This is a genomic window from Pseudomonas sp. Au-Pse12 (genome assembly GCF_021341665.1).
In the GTDB taxonomy this organism is placed as follows: domain Bacteria; phylum Pseudomonadota; class Gammaproteobacteria; order Pseudomonadales; family Pseudomonadaceae; genus Aquipseudomonas.
The window spans coordinates 165078-181625 of the sequence record NZ_JAJTTH010000008.1; the positions used below are offsets into that span (position 1 = coordinate 165078).

Annotated in this window: 15 protein-coding genes; 10 read left to right on the top strand and 5 right to left on the bottom strand. The window is 65.3% G+C overall.

Annotated features, from left to right (window positions below):
- Window positions 1-45 precede the first annotated feature (45 nt).
- Window positions 46-915: an acyl-CoA thioesterase II gene (gene tesB, locus LXM55_RS22515; RefSeq protein ID WP_102865388.1), complete on the top strand. Its 870-nt coding sequence runs from the start codon at window positions 46-48 to the stop codon at window positions 913-915.
- Entirely contained in the window at window positions 912-1505 is a 594-nt protein-coding gene (locus LXM55_RS22520; protein ID WP_233322388.1) for an HAD family hydrolase, read from the top strand. The genes tesB and LXM55_RS22520 overlap by 4 nt, the downstream gene beginning before the upstream one ends.
- Before the next feature lie 26 nt (window positions 1506-1531).
- Here the strand turns inward: LXM55_RS22520 and LXM55_RS22525 are convergent, their stop codons facing one another.
- Complete coding sequence (locus LXM55_RS22525) at window positions 1532-2503, bottom strand: alpha/beta hydrolase (protein WP_233322389.1); 972 nt, start codon at window positions 2501-2503, stop codon at window positions 1532-1534.
- Entirely contained in the window at window positions 2504-3403 is a 900-nt protein-coding gene (gene ypfJ, locus LXM55_RS22530; protein ID WP_233322390.1) for a KPN_02809 family neutral zinc metallopeptidase, read from the bottom strand.
- 139 nt (window positions 3404-3542) lie between these two features.
- On the opposite strand from ypfJ, the gene pcaQ reads away from it, so the two are divergent.
- The 3 genes from pcaQ to pcaG all read left to right on the top strand — a co-directional run bounded on the left by pcaQ (window position 3543) and on the right by pcaG (window position 5911).
- Window positions 3543-4472, top strand: coding sequence for a pca operon transcription factor PcaQ (gene pcaQ, locus LXM55_RS22535; RefSeq protein WP_233322391.1), 930 nt, complete (start codon window positions 3543-3545; stop codon window positions 4470-4472).
- A gap of 103 nt (window positions 4473-4575) precedes the next feature.
- Window positions 4576-5295: a protocatechuate 3,4-dioxygenase subunit beta gene (pcaH, locus tag LXM55_RS22540; protein ID WP_060841215.1), complete on the top strand. Its 720-nt coding sequence runs from the start codon at window positions 4576-4578 to the stop codon at window positions 5293-5295.
- Between the two features lie 10 nt (window positions 5296-5305).
- Complete coding sequence (gene pcaG / locus LXM55_RS22545) at window positions 5306-5911, top strand: protocatechuate 3,4-dioxygenase subunit alpha (protein WP_060841214.1); 606 nt, start codon at window positions 5306-5308, stop codon at window positions 5909-5911.
- Window positions 5912-5981: 70 nt separating this feature from the next.
- Here the strand turns inward: pcaG and LXM55_RS22550 are convergent, their stop codons facing one another.
- Window positions 5982-6830, bottom strand: coding sequence for an aldo/keto reductase (locus LXM55_RS22550; protein ID WP_233322392.1), 849 nt, complete (start codon window positions 6828-6830; stop codon window positions 5982-5984).
- A gap of 313 nt (window positions 6831-7143) precedes the next feature.
- Between LXM55_RS22550 and LXM55_RS22555 the strand changes: the two genes are divergently transcribed.
- The 4 genes from LXM55_RS22555 (at window position 7144) to LXM55_RS22570 (ending at window position 10988) form a co-directional block, all read left to right on the top strand.
- Complete coding sequence (locus LXM55_RS22555) at window positions 7144-7923, top strand: IclR family transcriptional regulator (RefSeq protein ID WP_233322393.1); 780 nt, start codon at window positions 7144-7146, stop codon at window positions 7921-7923.
- A gap of 261 nt (window positions 7924-8184) precedes the next feature.
- Window positions 8185-9237 (top strand): Gfo/Idh/MocA family protein, encoded by a 1053-nt coding sequence (locus tag LXM55_RS22560; protein ID WP_233322394.1) that lies wholly within the window; start codon window positions 8185-8187, stop codon window positions 9235-9237.
- A gap of 7 nt (window positions 9238-9244) precedes the next feature.
- A complete protein-coding gene (locus tag LXM55_RS22565; RefSeq protein ID WP_233322395.1) occupies window positions 9245-10060 on the top strand; it encodes a sugar phosphate isomerase/epimerase family protein in 816 nt (271 codons plus the stop codon).
- A gap of 49 nt (window positions 10061-10109) precedes the next feature.
- Window positions 10110-10988, top strand: a complete 879-nt coding sequence (locus LXM55_RS22570) for a DMT family transporter (RefSeq protein ID WP_233322396.1) — start codon at window positions 10110-10112, stop codon at window positions 10986-10988.
- A gap of 6 nt (window positions 10989-10994) precedes the next feature.
- Here LXM55_RS22570 and LXM55_RS22575 read toward each other — a convergent pair whose 3' ends face one another.
- Entirely contained in the window at window positions 10995-12617 is a 1623-nt protein-coding gene (locus LXM55_RS22575) for a methyl-accepting chemotaxis protein (protein WP_233322397.1), read from the bottom strand.
- A gap of 87 nt (window positions 12618-12704) precedes the next feature.
- Complete coding sequence (locus LXM55_RS22580) at window positions 12705-14039, bottom strand: MFS transporter (protein ID WP_233322398.1); 1335 nt, start codon at window positions 14037-14039, stop codon at window positions 12705-12707.
- A 525-nt stretch (window positions 14040-14564) separates the two neighbouring features.
- Between LXM55_RS22580 and quiC the strand changes: the two genes are divergently transcribed.
- Window positions 14565-16475, top strand: coding sequence for a 3-dehydroshikimate dehydratase QuiC (quiC, locus tag LXM55_RS22585; protein ID WP_233322399.1), 1911 nt, complete (start codon window positions 14565-14567; stop codon window positions 16473-16475).
- The last annotated feature ends 73 nt before the right edge of the window (window positions 16476-16548 follow it).

Below are 16548 nucleotides of genomic sequence, written 5' to 3' on the forward strand. Positions count from 1 at the left end.
CGCAGCCGAGATTGCGCGGTGTTGCCCTGTGTGAGGAGAACCTGAATGAGTCATGTGCTGGATGATCTGGTCGATCTGTTGACCCTGGAAGCGATCGAAGAAAACCTGTTTCGCGGTCGCAGCCAGGACCTGGGTTTTCGCCAGCTGTTTGGCGGCCAGGTGCTCGGCCAGTCGTTGTCCGCGGCCAGCCAGACAGTAGAGGAAGCGCGCCACGTGCACTCCATGCACGGCTACTTCCTGCGCCCCGGCGACGCCGCCTTGCCGGTGGTCTACCAGGTGGACCGGGTGCGTGACGGCGGCAGCTTCAGCACCCGGCGGGTGACGGCGATCCAGAAGGGCAACCCGATCTTCACTTGCAGTGCTTCCTTCCAGTACGACGAAGAAGGCTTCGAGCACCAGAACAGCATGCCCCAGGTGGTCGGGCCGGAAAACCTGCCGTCGGAGCTGGAAATCACCACCCAGCGCGCGCACCTGATTCCCGAGCACATGCGCGAGAAACTGCTGTGCCCCAAGCCGATCGAAGTGCGCCCGGTGACCGAGAAGGACCCCTACAACCCGCAGCCGATGGACCCGGTGAAGTACGTCTGGTTCCGCGCCGACGGCGCCCTGGCGGACATCCCGGCGCTGCACAAGTACCTGCTGGCCTACGCTTCGGACTTCGGCCTGCTGACCACCTCGATGCTGCCCCACGGCAAGTCGGTGTGGCAGAAGGACATGCAGGTCGCCAGCCTCGACCACGCCCTGTGGTTCCACGCTGACCTGCGGGCCGACGACTGGCTGCTGTACGCCATGGACAGCCCTTGGGCCGGCAATTCCCGGGGCTTCTCCCGGGGCAGCGTGTTCAACCGCGCCGGGCAGCTGGTCGCCTCGGTGACTCAGGAAGGGTTGATCCGCCATCGCAAGGATTGGGCATGAGTCTTTCAGAGATAAAACACTGGGTGTTCGACATGGACGGCACCCTGACCATCGCCGTGCATGATTTCGCGGCGATCCGCGAGGCGCTGTCGATTCCTCCAGAGGACGACATCCTCACGCACCTGGCGGCCTTGCCGGCGGACGAATCCGCGGCCAAGCATGCCTGGCTGCTGGAGCACGAGCGCGACCTGGCCCTGGGTTCGCGCCCGGCGCCGGGCGCGGTGGAGCTGGTGCGGGAACTGGCCGGGCGCGGTTATCGCCTGGGTATCCTCACGCGCAATGCCCGGGAGCTGGCCCACGTGACCCTGGAAGCCATCGGCCTGGCGGACTGCTTCGCCAAGGCGGATGTACTGGGGCGCGACGAAGCGCCGCCCAAGCCCCACCCAGGCGGTTTGCTCAAGCTGGCCGAGGCCTGGGACGTGGCGCCGCAGCGCATGGTGATGGTCGGTGACTACCGCTTCGACCTGGACTGCGGGCGCGCGGCGGGAACGCGCACGGTGCTGGTGAACCTGCCGGATAACCCCTGGCCGGAGCTGACCGACTGGCATGCGCGCGATTGCGCGCAGTTGCGCGAGCTGCTTGCGGTCTGAGGGCCTGTTCGCCGGCAAGCCGACGTCTACGGGAACAGCGCCGCCTGCCCCTCGGGTGAGGTGAACATCCGGTCGCCGTCATGCCCGACTCCGGGCACTTCCACCAGCCGTTGTGGCAGGCCTTGCGGGTGACGCCGCATCAGGTAGTCGAAGTAGTTGTGCCCGCGAACCAGCCGGTAGGCCCCCTGGGTCTCGGCCGCGCAGCTCTTGTCCAGGGCCGGGTGGTTGGGGTCGGTGTCCTGCTGGCCCAGCAGGTAGGTGATGTCGCGCGCCACGTAGCCCTGTTCGAGTTGCGCCGGGGAGCGCCCGGCCGCATAGACTGGCAACCGGTTCAGGCCGTATTTCCAGTCGTTGAAGCCTGGGCAGCTGACCGTCTCGAATGCCACCGGGCGCGTGGCATCGAAGTAGGCGTAGGACGACGGATTGGCGATCACGAAGCGCAGGTCGATGCCGAGTGTTTTCAGTTCGGGATGGTTGCCGGTGGTCAGGGCATAACGCTGCACCACTTGGGCGCCGCCGGAGTGTCCGGCGATCACCACTTCCTTGAGTGCGGGAAAGAGCCTGCGGTCCTGCAGACGCTGGAGGAGGGCGTCCAGCACCGCGTAGGCGCTGATGGCCACGGGGCCGGCAGCGGGTTCGCCAGCCATCCAGGCATTGCCCTGCCAGCGCAGCAGCGTGGCCGGCAGAGCATGGCGGGCGCTGTCGCTCTGGTTGAGAAACTGTGGGGCGATCACCAGGGTTGTGGCGCTTTGCCCGGCCTGTCCGGCGGCATTTTCGCCACTCTTCAGGTAAGTCTGGGCGTTGCGCAGCCGGCCATGCACGATGATCAGCGCGCGTTGAACGCCGGGCAGTGGCTGGCGCCAATCCTGGCTCAGGCCCAGGGCCAGTTGCCCGCCTTCCAGGGGCAGGCGCTCGGGGCTGATGACCTTGACCCCATGTGCCGCGGCCTGGGCACTCAGGCCGCCCAGGCACAGCAAGAGTGCCAGCAGGCGGCGCATCTACAGGCTCTTGGCGGCGAAGGTATCGCACTGGCCGACCTGGCCCTGGCTGAAGCCGGTCTTGAACCAGCGCACCCGCTGCGCCGAAGTGCCGTGGGTGAAGGAGTCCGGCACGACCCGGCCCTGGCCCTGCTGTTGCAGGCGGTCGTCGCCGATGGCGTTGGCGGCGTTCAGGGCTTCTTCCACATCCCCCGGTTCCAGCCAGTTCAGGCGTTTTTGCGCGTGATAGGCCCAGACCCCGGCCAGGCAGTCGGCTTGCAGTTCCTGGCGCACCAGCAGCCCGCCATCGCCCTGCATTTGTCGGCCTTGCTGGCGCGCGGCCTGGATCTTCGCCGAGACCCCGAGCAGGGTCTGCACGTGGTGCCCGACCTCGTGGGCGATCACGTAGGCCTGGGCGAAGTCGCCGGCGGCGGAAAAGCGCTGGGCCATTTCCCGGAAGAAGTCCATGTCCAGGTACACCTGGCGGTCGGCCGGGCAGTAGAACGGCCCGCTGGCGGAACTCGCCGCGCCGCACGCGGAGTTGACCCGGCCACGGAACAGAATCAGCTTGGGCGCCTGATACTGGCGGCCGGCCTGCTGGAAGATCTGGCCCCAGGTGTCTTCGGTATCACCGAGGATGGCGCGCACGAATTCCGCCTGCTCATCGTTGGCCGGTGGCGCCTTGCGCGCCTGGGTGGTGGCCGGCACCGAGGTCTGGCCGCTCTGTTCGCCCAGCAGTTGTCCGAGGATTTGCAGCGGGTCCTGGCCGGTGGCCCAGCCGATGCCGACGATCAGCACGATCGCCGTCAGGCTCAACCCCTTGCCCCCGCCAAAACGCATGCCTCCGCCGCCACCGCCACTGCTGCTGTCGTCTCGCACATCGACGACGTTGTCGCTGCGCCGGCCTTTTTTCCAAAGCATGGGGGAGTCCTCGTTTTTTCTGCTGGTCAGTGTTGCTGGTGGCTCGAACCGGCGCCAGTCCGGTCGTCAGGGATTTTCGTGCACGCTACCATGGCCCGGTTACGGATCGATCCGGTCCAGGCGCATTCGGGGCTCCCTATTGAACATCGATACCCGCATCAAATTCCGTCACTTGGTGTGTTTTCTTGAAATGGCCCGCCAAGGCAGCCTGGCTCGGGCCGCCGACGTGCTGGCGGTGAGCCAGCCGGCGATGTCGAAAACCCTCAAGGAACTGGAAGAACTGCTGGAAACCCGGCTGTTTGCCAGGAGCAAGGCCGGGCTCAGCCTGACCGAGGCCGGGCGGGCCTTCCTGCGTTATGCCGGGCCTTCGGTGCAGGCCCTGCGCGAGGGCGTCAGCAGCTTGCGTGGCGGCGAATATGCCGCCGGGCTGGTACGCATCGGCGTGCTTTCCACCGTGGAAAGCCTGCTGCTGCCGGAGGTGATGCGACGCCTGCACCAACGGCATTCGGCGCTGACCGTGAGCGTATTGACCGGCCCCAGCGCCCATCTGCTGTCGCAACTGCGAGTCGGTGACCTGGACCTGGTTGTCGGCCGCATGACCGAGAGCCCGGAAATCCACGGCCTGAGCTTCGAGCACCTGTACAGCGAATCCATGACCCTGGTGGCGCGTCCCGAGCATCCCCTGGCGAGCGGGCCCCTGGACCGCGACGCGGTCAGTGCCTACCCGCTGGTCCTGCCGCTGGCCGGCACCAGCATTCGCAAGCACGCCGACAGCCTGTTCATTCAGTGCGGTATCGCCCCGTCGCAACAACGCCTGGAAACCCTGTCGGTGGCCCTGAGCCGGCGCTACACCCTGTCCAGTGATGCGCTGTGGATTGCGCCGCTGGATGCGGTGCGCCTGGACCTGGCCAACGGCGAGTTGCAGGAACTGGACCTGGGGTTGCGCGAGCCCGGCGGGTCGGTGGGCATTTCCAGCAATGCCAGCCTGCCGCTATCGCTGGCTGCGCAATGGGCGGTGGACGTGCTCCGGGAAGTGGGGCAGGCGTATCACGAGGGCAGTTATCCATAACCTTTTGGTTATGGATGGAGGGCGGCTTTTCAATTTTCCCCGCGCCTGGTTTGTTTGAAACTGCGTCAGCTGCGCTCCATAAATCAAACAACAGGAGATCGACATGTCTGATGCAGACAGCAGTCGCTTCGTGATTCGCGACCGTAATTGGCACCCCAAGGCCCTGACCCCCGACTACAAGACCTCCGTTGCCCGCTCGCCACGCCAGGCGCTGGTGAGCATTCCGCAATCGCTGAGCGAAACCAGTGGCCCGGACTTTTCCCACCTGCGCACCGGGCGTTTCGACAACGACCTGTTGCTCAACTTCAATAACGGCGGCTTGCCGGTGGGCGAGCGGATCATTGTGTCCGGGCGGGTCTGCGACCAGTACGGCAAACCCATTCCCCACACCCTGGTGGAGATGTGGCAAGCCAACGCCGGCGGCCGCTACCGGCACAAGAACGACCGCTACCTGGCGCCCCTGGACCCGAACTTCGGCGGCGTCGGCAGGGCCCTCACCGACCGTGACGGCTACTACAGCTTCCGCACCATCAAGCCCGGCCCCTACCCATGGCGCAACGGCCCCAACGACTGGCGCCCGGCGCATATCCACTTTTCCATCAGCGGCCCGTCGATCGCCACGCGCCTGATCACCCAGCTGTATTTCGAAGGCGACCCGTTGATCCCGCTGTGCCCGATCGTCAAGTCGATCGCCAACCCGGACGCGGTGCAGAGCCTGATCGCACGCCTGGACATGGGCAACGCCAACCCCATGGATTGCCTGGCCTATCGCTTCGACATCGTGCTGCGCGGCCAGCGCAAGACCCACTTCGAGAACTGCTGAGGAGCCCGCCATGCCTGTTCAACTGCTGCCTGAAACCCCTTCGCAAACGGCCGGCCCCTACGTGCACATCGGCCTGGCCCTGGCGGCGGCGGGTAACCCGACCCGCCCCGAGGAAATCTGGAACCAGATGGCCAAGCCCGATGCGCCGGGTGAGCGGATCCTGCTGATCGGCCACGTCTACGATGGTAATGGCCACCTGGTGCGTGATTCTTTCCTGGAGTTCTGGCAGGCCGATTCTGCCGGGGTCTACGACCCGGTGTTCGACACGGAAAAACCCTTCAACTGCTTTGGCCGCACCGCCACCACCTTCGATGCCGGGGAATGGACCCTCAACACGGTCAAGCCCGGGGTGGTGAAGAACGCTGCCGGGGTGCCCATGGCGCCGCACATCAACCTGTCGCTGTTTGCCCGGGGGATCAATATCCACCTGCACACCCGGCTGTATTTTGCCGATGAGCCGGAGGCCAACGCCCAGTGCCCGGTGCTGAACCTGATCGAGCAGCCGCAGCGCCGGGAAACCCTGCTGGCCCATCCTTGCGAGATCAATGGCCAGCGCGCCTATCGCTTCGATATCCGCATTCAGGGTGAAGGCGAGACGGTGTTCTTCGACTTCTGAAACATCGCAGGGCCGCCCCTCCAGAAACCCTTCCCTGGCGCCGCGCCGTGGCGCCAGGGAACGCTGGGTATCAGTGGTCGAAAGCGTCCCAGGCCGGGGCAAAGTCCGGGCTGACCTGACGCTGATCCTTGGGCAGGGCGGCGATCAGCGCCCTATCTTCGTCGTCCAGGCGGATCTTCAGGGACTCCAGGTTGGCCAGTTGGTTGGCCCGGCTGCTGGCCTTGGGGATCGCCGCGACGTTGTCCTGGCCCAGCAACCATTTGAGCGCCACCTGGGTCGGCAACACGCCGTGCTTGGCGGCGATGCGCTGGATCTCGGCCACCTCTGAGACCTTGTTGCGCGCCAGCGGGGTATAGGCGGTCAGCACCATGTCGCGTTCGCGGGCGTAATCCAGCAGGCCGCGCTGTCCCAGCAGCACGTGGTACTCCACCTGGATCGCCGACAGCGGCGCGCCCAATGCCTCGACCACCCGGCGCAGCAGGGCCAGGGGAAAGTTGGCCACGCCAATGTGCTTCACCAAGCCTTGTTCCTTGAACGACACCAGGGTGTCGATGCTGCGCTCCAGCTCCCAGTCGCTGGCGGGCCAGTGGATGTGGAACAGGTCGACGTAGTCGCTGCGCAGGGCTTTCAGGCTGCGTTCCAGCGAGTGGCGCATGGCATCGGGCTGCAACTGATCCCACCAGACCTTGGTGGTGACGTGGATCTGCTCCCGGGGTACCGGGCTGTTGGCCAGGGCCAGGCCCACGGCCTCTTCGTTGTGGTAGGCCTGGGCCGTGTCGATGTGCCGGTAACCCAGTTCCAGGGCCTGTTCCACGGCGCGTGTGCATTCCAGATCGAGCATCGGCCAGGTGCCCAGGCCAAGCTTGGGCAGGTGCAGGCCGCTGTGGGTGAGGACGGGGCAGTCTAGGGGGTGAGGCATGGGCAATCTCCCTGTGGATAAAACAGTACAGCCGGGTAGGACAGGCTGCAGCGGTGGCGGGCAGTTGAGGGTTGTACAGCACGGTCGGGTGGAAGAGGCCCGGCCAACTAGGGCCCGTGGCGCGGTCGCTGGGCGCTCGATTTGTGGAAGTGGGTTCCAAAAAATATACGGGCTCGGCTAACCTGCGCACAAGGCGTTGTGCCGGGCCCCAGGTCCGGTCGCGTCGATTCTGGGCGGTAATCGAACCCTGCCGCGCAGTTCCCCAACCGGCCCGTTGTCACTAGAATCGGCCAAATTTTGTCGGGACCCGACCATGGCTGGCAGTCAAATCGAACGCGTCTTCAGTGTTCTCGAACGTCTTACCGGTGACCCCCGCGGCCTGCCCTTGCAGACCCTGGCGGAACAGCTGGAGATCCCCAAAAGCGCAACCCATCGCCTGCTGGCGGAGTTGATTCGCCTGGGCTATGTGCGCCAGAACCCGGACAACCTGCGCTACCAACTGTCCACCCGGCTGGTGGCCATGGGCTTTCGCTACCTTGCGGTCAGCGGCGCCGACATTGTCCAGCCGGTGCTCGATCGCCTGGCCCAGGAGGCCGGCGAGCTGGTGCGCCTGGGCGTGATCGAGGGCGAGCGCCAGACCTGGATCGCCAAGTCCCAGGGCGCCCGTTCCGGCCTGCGCTACGACCCGGACATGGGCCGCGAGGCGCCGCTGTTCTACACCGCTTCCGGGCATGCCTGGCTGGCTACCCTGAGCGATGCCGAGGCCTTGTCGCTGGTGGAACGCCAGGGCGTGGAACCCCCGGCGGACCTGGGGCCCAATGCACCACGCTCGAACATCGAGTTGCTCGAACGCCTGCGCCTGGCCCGCGAGCAGGGCTACGCCTGGGTCGAGGAAAGCTCGGCGGTCGGCACCTCGGCGATCGCCGCCGTGGTGCGCCATCCCATTGATGGCCGGGTGGTGGGCGTGCTCAGCATCGCCGGCCCCAGCGCGCGCCTGCCGTTGGCGCGGCTGCATGAACTGGCGCCGTTGCTGCTGCAGTTTGCCGAAGAGCTGTCGGCCGCCAGCCAGGCTTCCGAACTGTTCAACCTGTAGCCGCTGCCGAGCCTGCGAGGCTGCGCAAAGGCCCGAAGGGCCTTGCTTGGCGATCTTGCGTCGGGCGGGTGGTGGCCTTGATATCGCCGCGTCTGTTGCACAGCCGTTCGCAGCCTGCGGCAGCGGCTACACGAGCCTCGGCTCGGCACAAAGCCGTTCGATAATCGGACGGTATTTTTTATCCCTCTTGTATGAAAGTGGAACTGAGTTCTAAATATTTGGAATTCATTGTCCCTATAACAATCACAAGAGGATCTTCCATTGAACCCGCCACTGCGCATTGCCCTGATTGGCGTCGGCAACATGGGGCAGCAGCACTACCAGCACCTCAAGACCCTGGCCGAGGCCCGGCTCTGTGCCGTGGCCGATCCCGGCCCCCAGGCCTTCGCCGTCGCCGCGCAATGGCAGGTGCCGCATTTCACTGATCACCAGACCCTGCTGCGGGAGATTCGCCCGGACGCGGTGATCGTCGCCAACCCCAACAACCTTCACGTCAGCACCGCCCTGGATTGCCTGGCCGCAGGCGTGCCGGTGCTGCTGGAAAAGCCGGTGGGCGTGAACCTGGATGAAGTGCGCGAGCTGGTGGCGGCATCGCGCAACACGGGCGTACCGGTGCTGGTGGGCCACCACCGGCGTCACAACCCGCTGATCGCCCGCGCCCATGCACTGGTGCACAGCGGCGCCCTGGGCCGCCTGACTAACGTCACCGCGCTCTGGCAGTTGCGCAAACCCGAGAGCTACTTCGACATCCCCTGGCGCCGCGAGGCCGGGGCCGGCATGTTGCTGACCAACCTGATCCACGACCTCGACCTGCTGCGCCACCTGTGCGGTGAGGTGCGCCAGGTCCAGGCCATCACCAGCAACAGCGTGCGCGGCTACGCCAATGAAGATTGCGCCGCGGTGCTGTTGCAGTTCGACAACGGCGCCCTGGGCAGCCTGACCGGCTCCGATGCCGCGGCCGCGCCCTGGAGCTGGGAGCTGGATGCCGGGGAGAACCCGGTGTATCCGCGTCAGGCCGATCAGCCTTGCTACCTGCTGGCCGGCACCGAGGGCGCGCTGAGCATTCCCCAGCTCAAGCGCTGGCATTACGCCGAAGCCGGGGAGGGTTGGCATCAACCCTTGCTGATGCAGCAGGAAGCCTTCGATCCGGGCGAGGCCCTGCGCTTGCAGTTGCAGCACTTCGTCCAAGTCGCCCGCGGCGAAGTTGCGCCGCTGGTCAGTGCCGCCGATGCCGCGCGCACCCTGGCGCTGATTGAAGCGATTCGCCAGGCCGCCGCCACGGGGCGTGCCTGCACCCCAACCCCTATTGAGTGAACAACTGATGAGTGAGCGGATTTTTTCCCTGGCCAGCCTGACCGTACTGGAGCTGTCGCCGCCAGCGATGGTGGATGTGGCGGCCCGTGCCGGCTACAGCCATGTCGGCCTGCGCCTGGAACCGGCGACCCCGGAGGAGCATCACTTCCCGCTGGTGGCGGATGCCGGTTTGCGTCGCCAGACCCTGGCGCGCCTGCGCGATAGCGGCGTGCGGGTGCTGGATGTGGAGATCCTGCGGCTCAAGCCGCAGACCCGGGTTGGTGACTTCGAAGCGTTGCTGGCGGTGGGTGCCGAGTTCGCCGCCAGCGAGTTGCTGGTGGCGGGCAATGACCCGGATGAGGCGCGCATGACCGATAACTTCGCCGCGCTGTGCGATCTGGCGCGGCAATACGGGTTGCACCCCCACCTGGAGTTCATGCCCTGGACCGACGCGCGCAACTTGGAACAGGCCGTGCGGGTGGTGGAAAACGCCGGTCGTGACAATGGCTGCGTGCTGGTGGACGCCTTCCATTTCGACCGTTCGGGCTCGCGCCTGGCGGACCTGGCGCAGGTCGCTCCGGCGCGTCTGCGCTATGCGCAGTTGTGCGACGTTGCCGGGCCGCGTCCGGACGACATGCAGGAGATCCTGCGCCAGGCCCGTAACGAACGGCGTTTTCCGGGGCAGGGCGATTGCGATCTGCCGGGGCTGCTCCAGTGTCTGCCGCAACACCTGCCCCTGAGCCTGGAAATTCCCACGGTGCAGTTGCTGGAGCAGGGCGTGAGCGCCTTGCAGCGGGCGCAAATGGCGCTGGACAGTACCCGGGAGTTGCTGGCTCGGATTTGAAGCGGCGCTGGCCGCGAAGCGTTGTCTTCAATCACCCCAAGGAATGTCCATGACTCGCAGCACGCCCCTTTCCGGGATCAATCACCCTTTCAAGGGCATTCTGCTGATCGTCCTGGCGACCTTCCTGTTCGCCAGCCACGACGCCCTGTCCAAATACCTCTCGGGGTTCTTCCCGGTGATCATGGTGGTCTGGGCCCGTTACCTGGTCCACACCTTGCTGATGGCCGGGATCTTCCTGCCGCAATCCGGCCTGCGGGTGTTGCGCAGCAAGCGACCGCTGCTGCAATTGCTGCGTGCCCTGTGCCTGCTCAGCACCAGCTTGCTGTTCACCTCGGCGCTGCTGTTCATCCCCCTGGCCGAGGCCACGGCGGTCAACTTTCTCGCGCCGGTGCTGGTCACCGCGTTGTCGGTGCCCCTGCTCGGCGAACAGGTGACGCGTGGCCAGTGGCTGGCGGTGATCTGCGGTTTTGTCGGGGTGCTGATCATCGTCCATCCGGGCGGTGAACTCTTCACGCCGGCGGTGCTGCTGCCGTTCTGCTCGGCGCTGTTCTTCTGCTTCTATCAACTGCTGACCCGCAAGCTGGCCGAGCACGACAGCCCCACCACCAGCAACTTCTTCGCCGGGCTGTGCAACACCCTGGTGATGACGGCGCTGGTGCCGTTCTTCTGGCAGACCCCGGGGATTGTCCATGGCGTGCTGATGCTGGCGCTGGGAGCTTGCGGCATGAGCGCCCACCTGTTCCTGACCCAGGCCTTTCGCCATGCGGCGCCGGCGCTGCTGGCGCCCTTCGGCTATTGCCAGATTGTCTTTGCCGGGCTGCTGGGCTGGCTGCTGTTCAACCACACGCCGGATGCGATTACCCAAGTGGGCATCGCCGTGATCTGCCTCAGCGGGCTGGCGGCGGCCTGGCAGCAACGCCGCCGCTGAGACCACTCAGAAACGGAAGCGCACCACCAGGTTCTGCAGGCCGGCCGCCAAGTGCGACAGCTCCTGGCTGGTGGCGTTGGTGCGCGTGGCGGCGTCGGCGCTTTCCAGGGACAGGTCGCGGATGTTCAGCAGGTTGCGGTCCACTTCACGGGCCACCTGGGCCTGCTCTTCCGAGGCGCTGGCGATCACCAGGTTGCGCTCGTGGATCTGCTCCATGGCCCGGGTGATTTCCCCCAGGGCCAGCCCGGCCTGTTCGGCGATGGACAGGGTCTGGGCCACCCGCTGACTGTTGCCGTGCATGGACTGCACCACGCTGTCGGTGTCGCCCTGGACCCGGCCGATCATCTGTTCGATTTCCTGGGTTGACTGCTGGGTGCGATGGGCCAGGGCCCGCACTTCGTCTGCCACTACGGCAAAACCGCGCCCGGCTTCCCCGGCCCGCGCGGCCTCGATGGCGGCGTTCAGGGCCAGCAGGTTGGTCTGTTCGGCAATGGCGCGGATCACGTCCAGCACCTTGCCGATTTCCCGTGACTGCTCGGCCAGGGTCTGCACTTGCTGCAGGGCGGTGCCGACATCGCTGCTCATGGCCTGGATCGAGTCCAGGGTCTCGATCACCCGGGTCTGCCCCTGGGTGGCCTGGGCGGTGGACTGGCGGGTGGTGTCGGAGGTGGACACGGCGTTGCGCGCCACTTCCTCGACGGCCGCGGTCATCTCGTTGACGGCGGTGGCCGCTTGCTCGATTTCGTTGTGTTGCTGCTGCAGGCGGCTGGAGTCCTGGTGGGTGCTCTGGCTCATCTGTTGCGCGGCGGCGGCCAGCTGGGTCGAGGTGCTGCTGATCAGTTGCAGGGTTTCACGCAGGCTGGCCTGCATGCTGGCCAGGGCCTTGAGCAGGCGCGCGGTTTCATCGCGGCCCTCGCTGTGGATCGGTCGGCTGAGATCGCCGGCGGCCACTTGCTCGGCCACGCCCACGGCCTGGCGGATGGGCACGACGATGCTGCGAATCAGTAGCCAGGCCAGGCACAGGGTCAACAGGGCGACGGCGAGCAGGGCGCCGATCACCGTGACTTTGACCTGGGTGTACAGCGCGTCGGCATGCTGGGCCGACCGGCTGACTTCCTCGGCGGTAAGGTTCATCAGTTCGGTGAACTGGTCGCCGGTCTGGGTCGAGTAGTCCTGGATCTTGCCGTTGAGCAGGGCCGTCATCTCGGTGCTGCGATTGTCCTGGGACAGGGCTTCGTACTGGGCCAGGGCCTGTTGGTAGCTCTTGACCGTGGCGAGGAATGTCTCGTACTGCACCCGGTTGTGATCGCCCACCAGCGGCGCGAACCTGGCCAGGGCCTGGTCGAGCCAGGCCTGTACCTGATGCAGGCGGGCAATGGTGCTTTCCAGCACTTTGGGTTCACGGTTGAGGGCCATGCGCAGGCTCAGCACGCGGATGCTCAGCACGTAATCGCGCACTTCTCCCAGGTAGCGGGTGCTGGGCAGGGAAATGTTTTCAGTGTGCTGGCCGGTGGCGCGGACTTCGGCCACTTGCTTGAGGGCGAACAGCCCCTGCAGCAGGACCAGCAGGGCAATCACGCCGAAGCTGATCACGGCGCGTTTGGCGATGCTCAGGTTACCCAGCGTCATGCGACGTTCTCCGAGTGTGGAAAAAAAGGGGGGAGGGGAACAGATAAAAAAGCGCAGGCCCGGAACCGGACCTGCGCGAAGGGAGCATCAGTCTTCTACTTGCGGAATCTTGCGAGGGGCCATGAAGTACATCCAGGTCAGGGCAATGAAGTACATGGCCGGGATCAGGGTGAACAGCACGGTGTAGTTGTTGTTGGTGGCGGTGAGGATGTGGCCGACGATCTGGGTCATGAACATGCCGCCGATGGCCGCGCACATGCCGCCGAAGCCGAACACGGTGCTCATCATGTGCTTGGGCGTGTAGTCCATCACCAGGCTCCAGATGTTGGCGGTCCAGGCCTGGTGGGCGCCGATCCCCAGGGAGATGGCGAACACCGCGAGCCACAGGTTGGCGGTGCCGGCGGCCATGATCACGCCGATGATGCAGCAGGCGAACAGGAACATCGACAGCAGCCGCGCCTTGATCGGGTTCATGCCGCGACCAATGAGGAACGAGGAGAGGATGCCGCCCCCGACGCTGCCGAAGTCGGCGGTCAGGTAGATGATGATCAGCGGGATGCCCATCTGGGTGACGTTGATCCCCAGGTTGTACTGCTGGTTGAGGAAGGGCGGCAGCCAGTACAGGTAGAACCAGAACACCGGTGCGGTCAGCGAGTAGGCGATAGCGAAGGCCCAGGTGCCGCGCATGCGCAGGATGCGGCTGAAGGGCACGCGGGTCTCTTCGGGCTCCACTTGCTGCTGGATGTAGGCCAGTTCAGAGGCTTTGACGCTGGGGTGGTCTTCCGGGTTGAAGTACTTCAGGCCCCAGAACAGCAGCCACACGCCGCCCAGTGCCGCCATGCACAGGAACGCCGCCTGCCAGCCCCAGGCATGGAGGATCAGCGGCAGCAGCATCGGCGTGAACATCGCACCGACGTTGGTCCCGGCGTTGAAGATGCCGGTGGCCACTGCACGTTCACCGGCCGGGAACCACAGGCGCGTGGTCTTCACGCAGGCCGGGTAGTTGGCGGCTTCGGTGAGCCCGAGAATGAACCGGCAGACCATGAAGCCCGCCGCCGAAGTGGCCAGGCCGTGGGCGCCGGTGGCCAGGCTCCAGAGCAGCACGGCGAAGAAGAACACCCGCTTCACACCGACCCGGTCGATCAGCCGTCCCTGGAGCACGAAGCCCACGGCGTAGCCGACCTGGAACCAGAAGTTGATGTTGGCGTAGTCCATCGCCGTCCAGTTCATTTCCTTGGCCAGGATCGGCTGCATCACGCCCAGTGCGGCGCGATCGATGTAGTTCAGGGTGGTGGCGAAGAACACCAGGGCGAGCATGCCCCAGCGGGTCTTGCCGACCGCCATGGCGCCGCGGATCTTGTCGCCGATACCGCCGGCAACACTGAGGCTCGGGGCGATGCGAGAGCTTTGGGAAGGAATCATGTGGGCCATCCGTTCAATGACTGACGAGCCGGGGCTCGTCGGAACTCAAGGGCGCGTGATCAATCGTCAGAGGGGCATGTCAGCCGTGGACTGGGTGATTGATCGGCTGGTTAGGTTCGTCGTGCCGTTGATGCCGGGCCGGCGAACGCCATAGGTACGACGATCCGCTCAGGGGTGTAGCGCGTCGTGATCCAGGGTGCCGATTGAGGCCATTCCAGGCGCGAGCCGAAGGGATGCGGAGCAGGGCGGGGCGTTGAGTGCAAGCATGAGGATGTACCCGATTTTTGAATTTTTTATGGTGTGTTCTGGGTCTGGGTGATTGAAGCCACGGTTTTTGGGGCGGCTCAATGTGCTGTCGATGGTGCGCAGTGGCTGAAAAATCGTCAATTCGCCAATCGGCATTCTGTTCGATAATCGAACACAAAACTAACTGGTTCGTACACTTTAAATCACGCTGTGGAATAATCCGCAACATCGAATAAAAGGCTCGGGCGCCACCGGCCATCATTCCCCGGGAGTTGAATCATGCAGCGTTCCATTGCCACCGTTTCCCTGAGCGGCACCCTGCCGGAAAAACTCGAAGCCATCGCCGCCGCCGGGTTCGATGGGGTGGAGATTTTCGAGAACGACCTTCTCTACTACGACGGCAGCCCCCGGGAAATCAGGCAGATGTGCGCCGACCTGGGTATCGCCATCACCCTGTTCCAGCCCTTCCGGGATTTTGAGGGCTGCCGCCGCGAGCGCCTGCTGCGCAACCTGGAACGCGCCGAGCACAAGTTCGACCTGATGCAGGAGTTGGGCACTGACCTGGTGCTGGTGTGCAGCAATGCCCAGGCGGACAGCCTGGGGGATCGGCAGATCCTCATCGACGACCTGCACTTGCTGGCCGAGCGGGCCGGCGCCCGCGGCTTGCGCATCGGCTACGAGGCCCTGGCCTGGGGCCGTCATGTGAATACCTACCAACAGGTCTGGGACATCGTGCGCCGCGCCGATCACCCAAGCCTGGGGGTGTTGCTGGACAGTTTCCACACCCTCTCGCTCAAGGGCGACCCGGCGGCGATTGCCGAGATTCCGGGGGACAAGATCTTCTTCGTGCAGATGGCCGACGCGCCGATCCTGGCCATGGACGTGCTGGAGTGGAGCCGGCATTTCCGCTGCTTCCCGGGCCAGGGCGAATTCGACCTGCCGGGCTTTCTGGCGCCGATCATCAAGAGCGGCTACACCGGGCCGCTGTCCCTGGAAATCTTCAACGATGGTTTTCGCGCCGCGCCGCCACGGGCCAATGCCGCCGACGGCCTGCGTTCCTTGCTGTACCTGGAGGAGAAGACCCGCGAGCGCCTGCTGCAGGAAGCACAGCCGGTGGCCAACCTCGACATTCTGTTCGCCCCGCCGGCGGTTGAAGCCTATGGCGGCACCGAGTTTCTCGAATTCGCCGTGGACGAAGCACTGGGCGCCAAGCTGGGCGGCTGGCTGGAGCGCCTGGGTTTTGCCAGGGCCGGGCAGCATCGCTCCAAGAGTGTCAGCCTGATGCGCCAGGGCGACATCAACCTGATCCTCAACTCCGAGCCCTATTCCTTCGCCCACAGCTTCTTCGAGGCGCACGGCCCGTCGGTGTGTGCCACGGCCATCCGGGTCAAGGACAGTGCCAAGGCCCTGGAGCGGGCTGTCGCCTACAAGGGCCAGCCTTATCGCGGCCTGGTGGGCCCCAACGAACTGGAACTGGCGGCGGTGCGCGAGCCTGATGGCAGCCTGATCTACCTGGTGGACCCGCACCAGGGCGGCCAGCACCTGTACGCCACCGATTTCAACCTGTACGAAGGGGTACAGGCCAAGGGCGGCCTCAAGCGCATCGACCACATGGCCATGGCCCTGCCGGCGGACAGCCTCGACAGCTGGGTGCTGTTCTACAAGAGCCTGCTGGACTTCGAGGCCGACGATGAAGTGGTGCTGCCCGACCCGTATGGCCTGGTGAAAAGCCGCGCCTTGCGCAGCCGTTGCAGCTCGATCCGCCTGCCGCTGAACATCTCGGAAAACCGCAACACCGCGATCTCCCATGCGCTGTCCAGCTATCGCGGCAGCGGGGTGCATCACATTGCCTTCGACTGCGACGACCTCTTCGCCGAGGTCAGCCGGGCCAAGGAGGCCGGGGTGCCGCTGCTGGATATTCCGCTCAATTACTACGACGACCTGGCCGCGCGCTTTGATTTCGACGATGAGTTCCTCAGCGAGCTGGCTTACTACAACGTCCTGTATGACCGCGATGCCCAGGGCGGTGAGCTGTTCCATGTCTACACCGAACCCTTCGAAGGGCGCTTTTTCTTCGAGATCATCCAGCGCAAGAACGGTTACGCCGGGTATGGCGCGGCCAACGTCGCGGTGCGCCTGGCGGCCATGGCCAAGTCCCGCAGCGGCGCGGTGCGCCAGGCCAAGTTGTAGCGGATTGGTAACCTGAGGCGGCAATCCACCGCCTCTGTGCTTTCTTTCGCGACAGGACGCGGCCCATAATCGC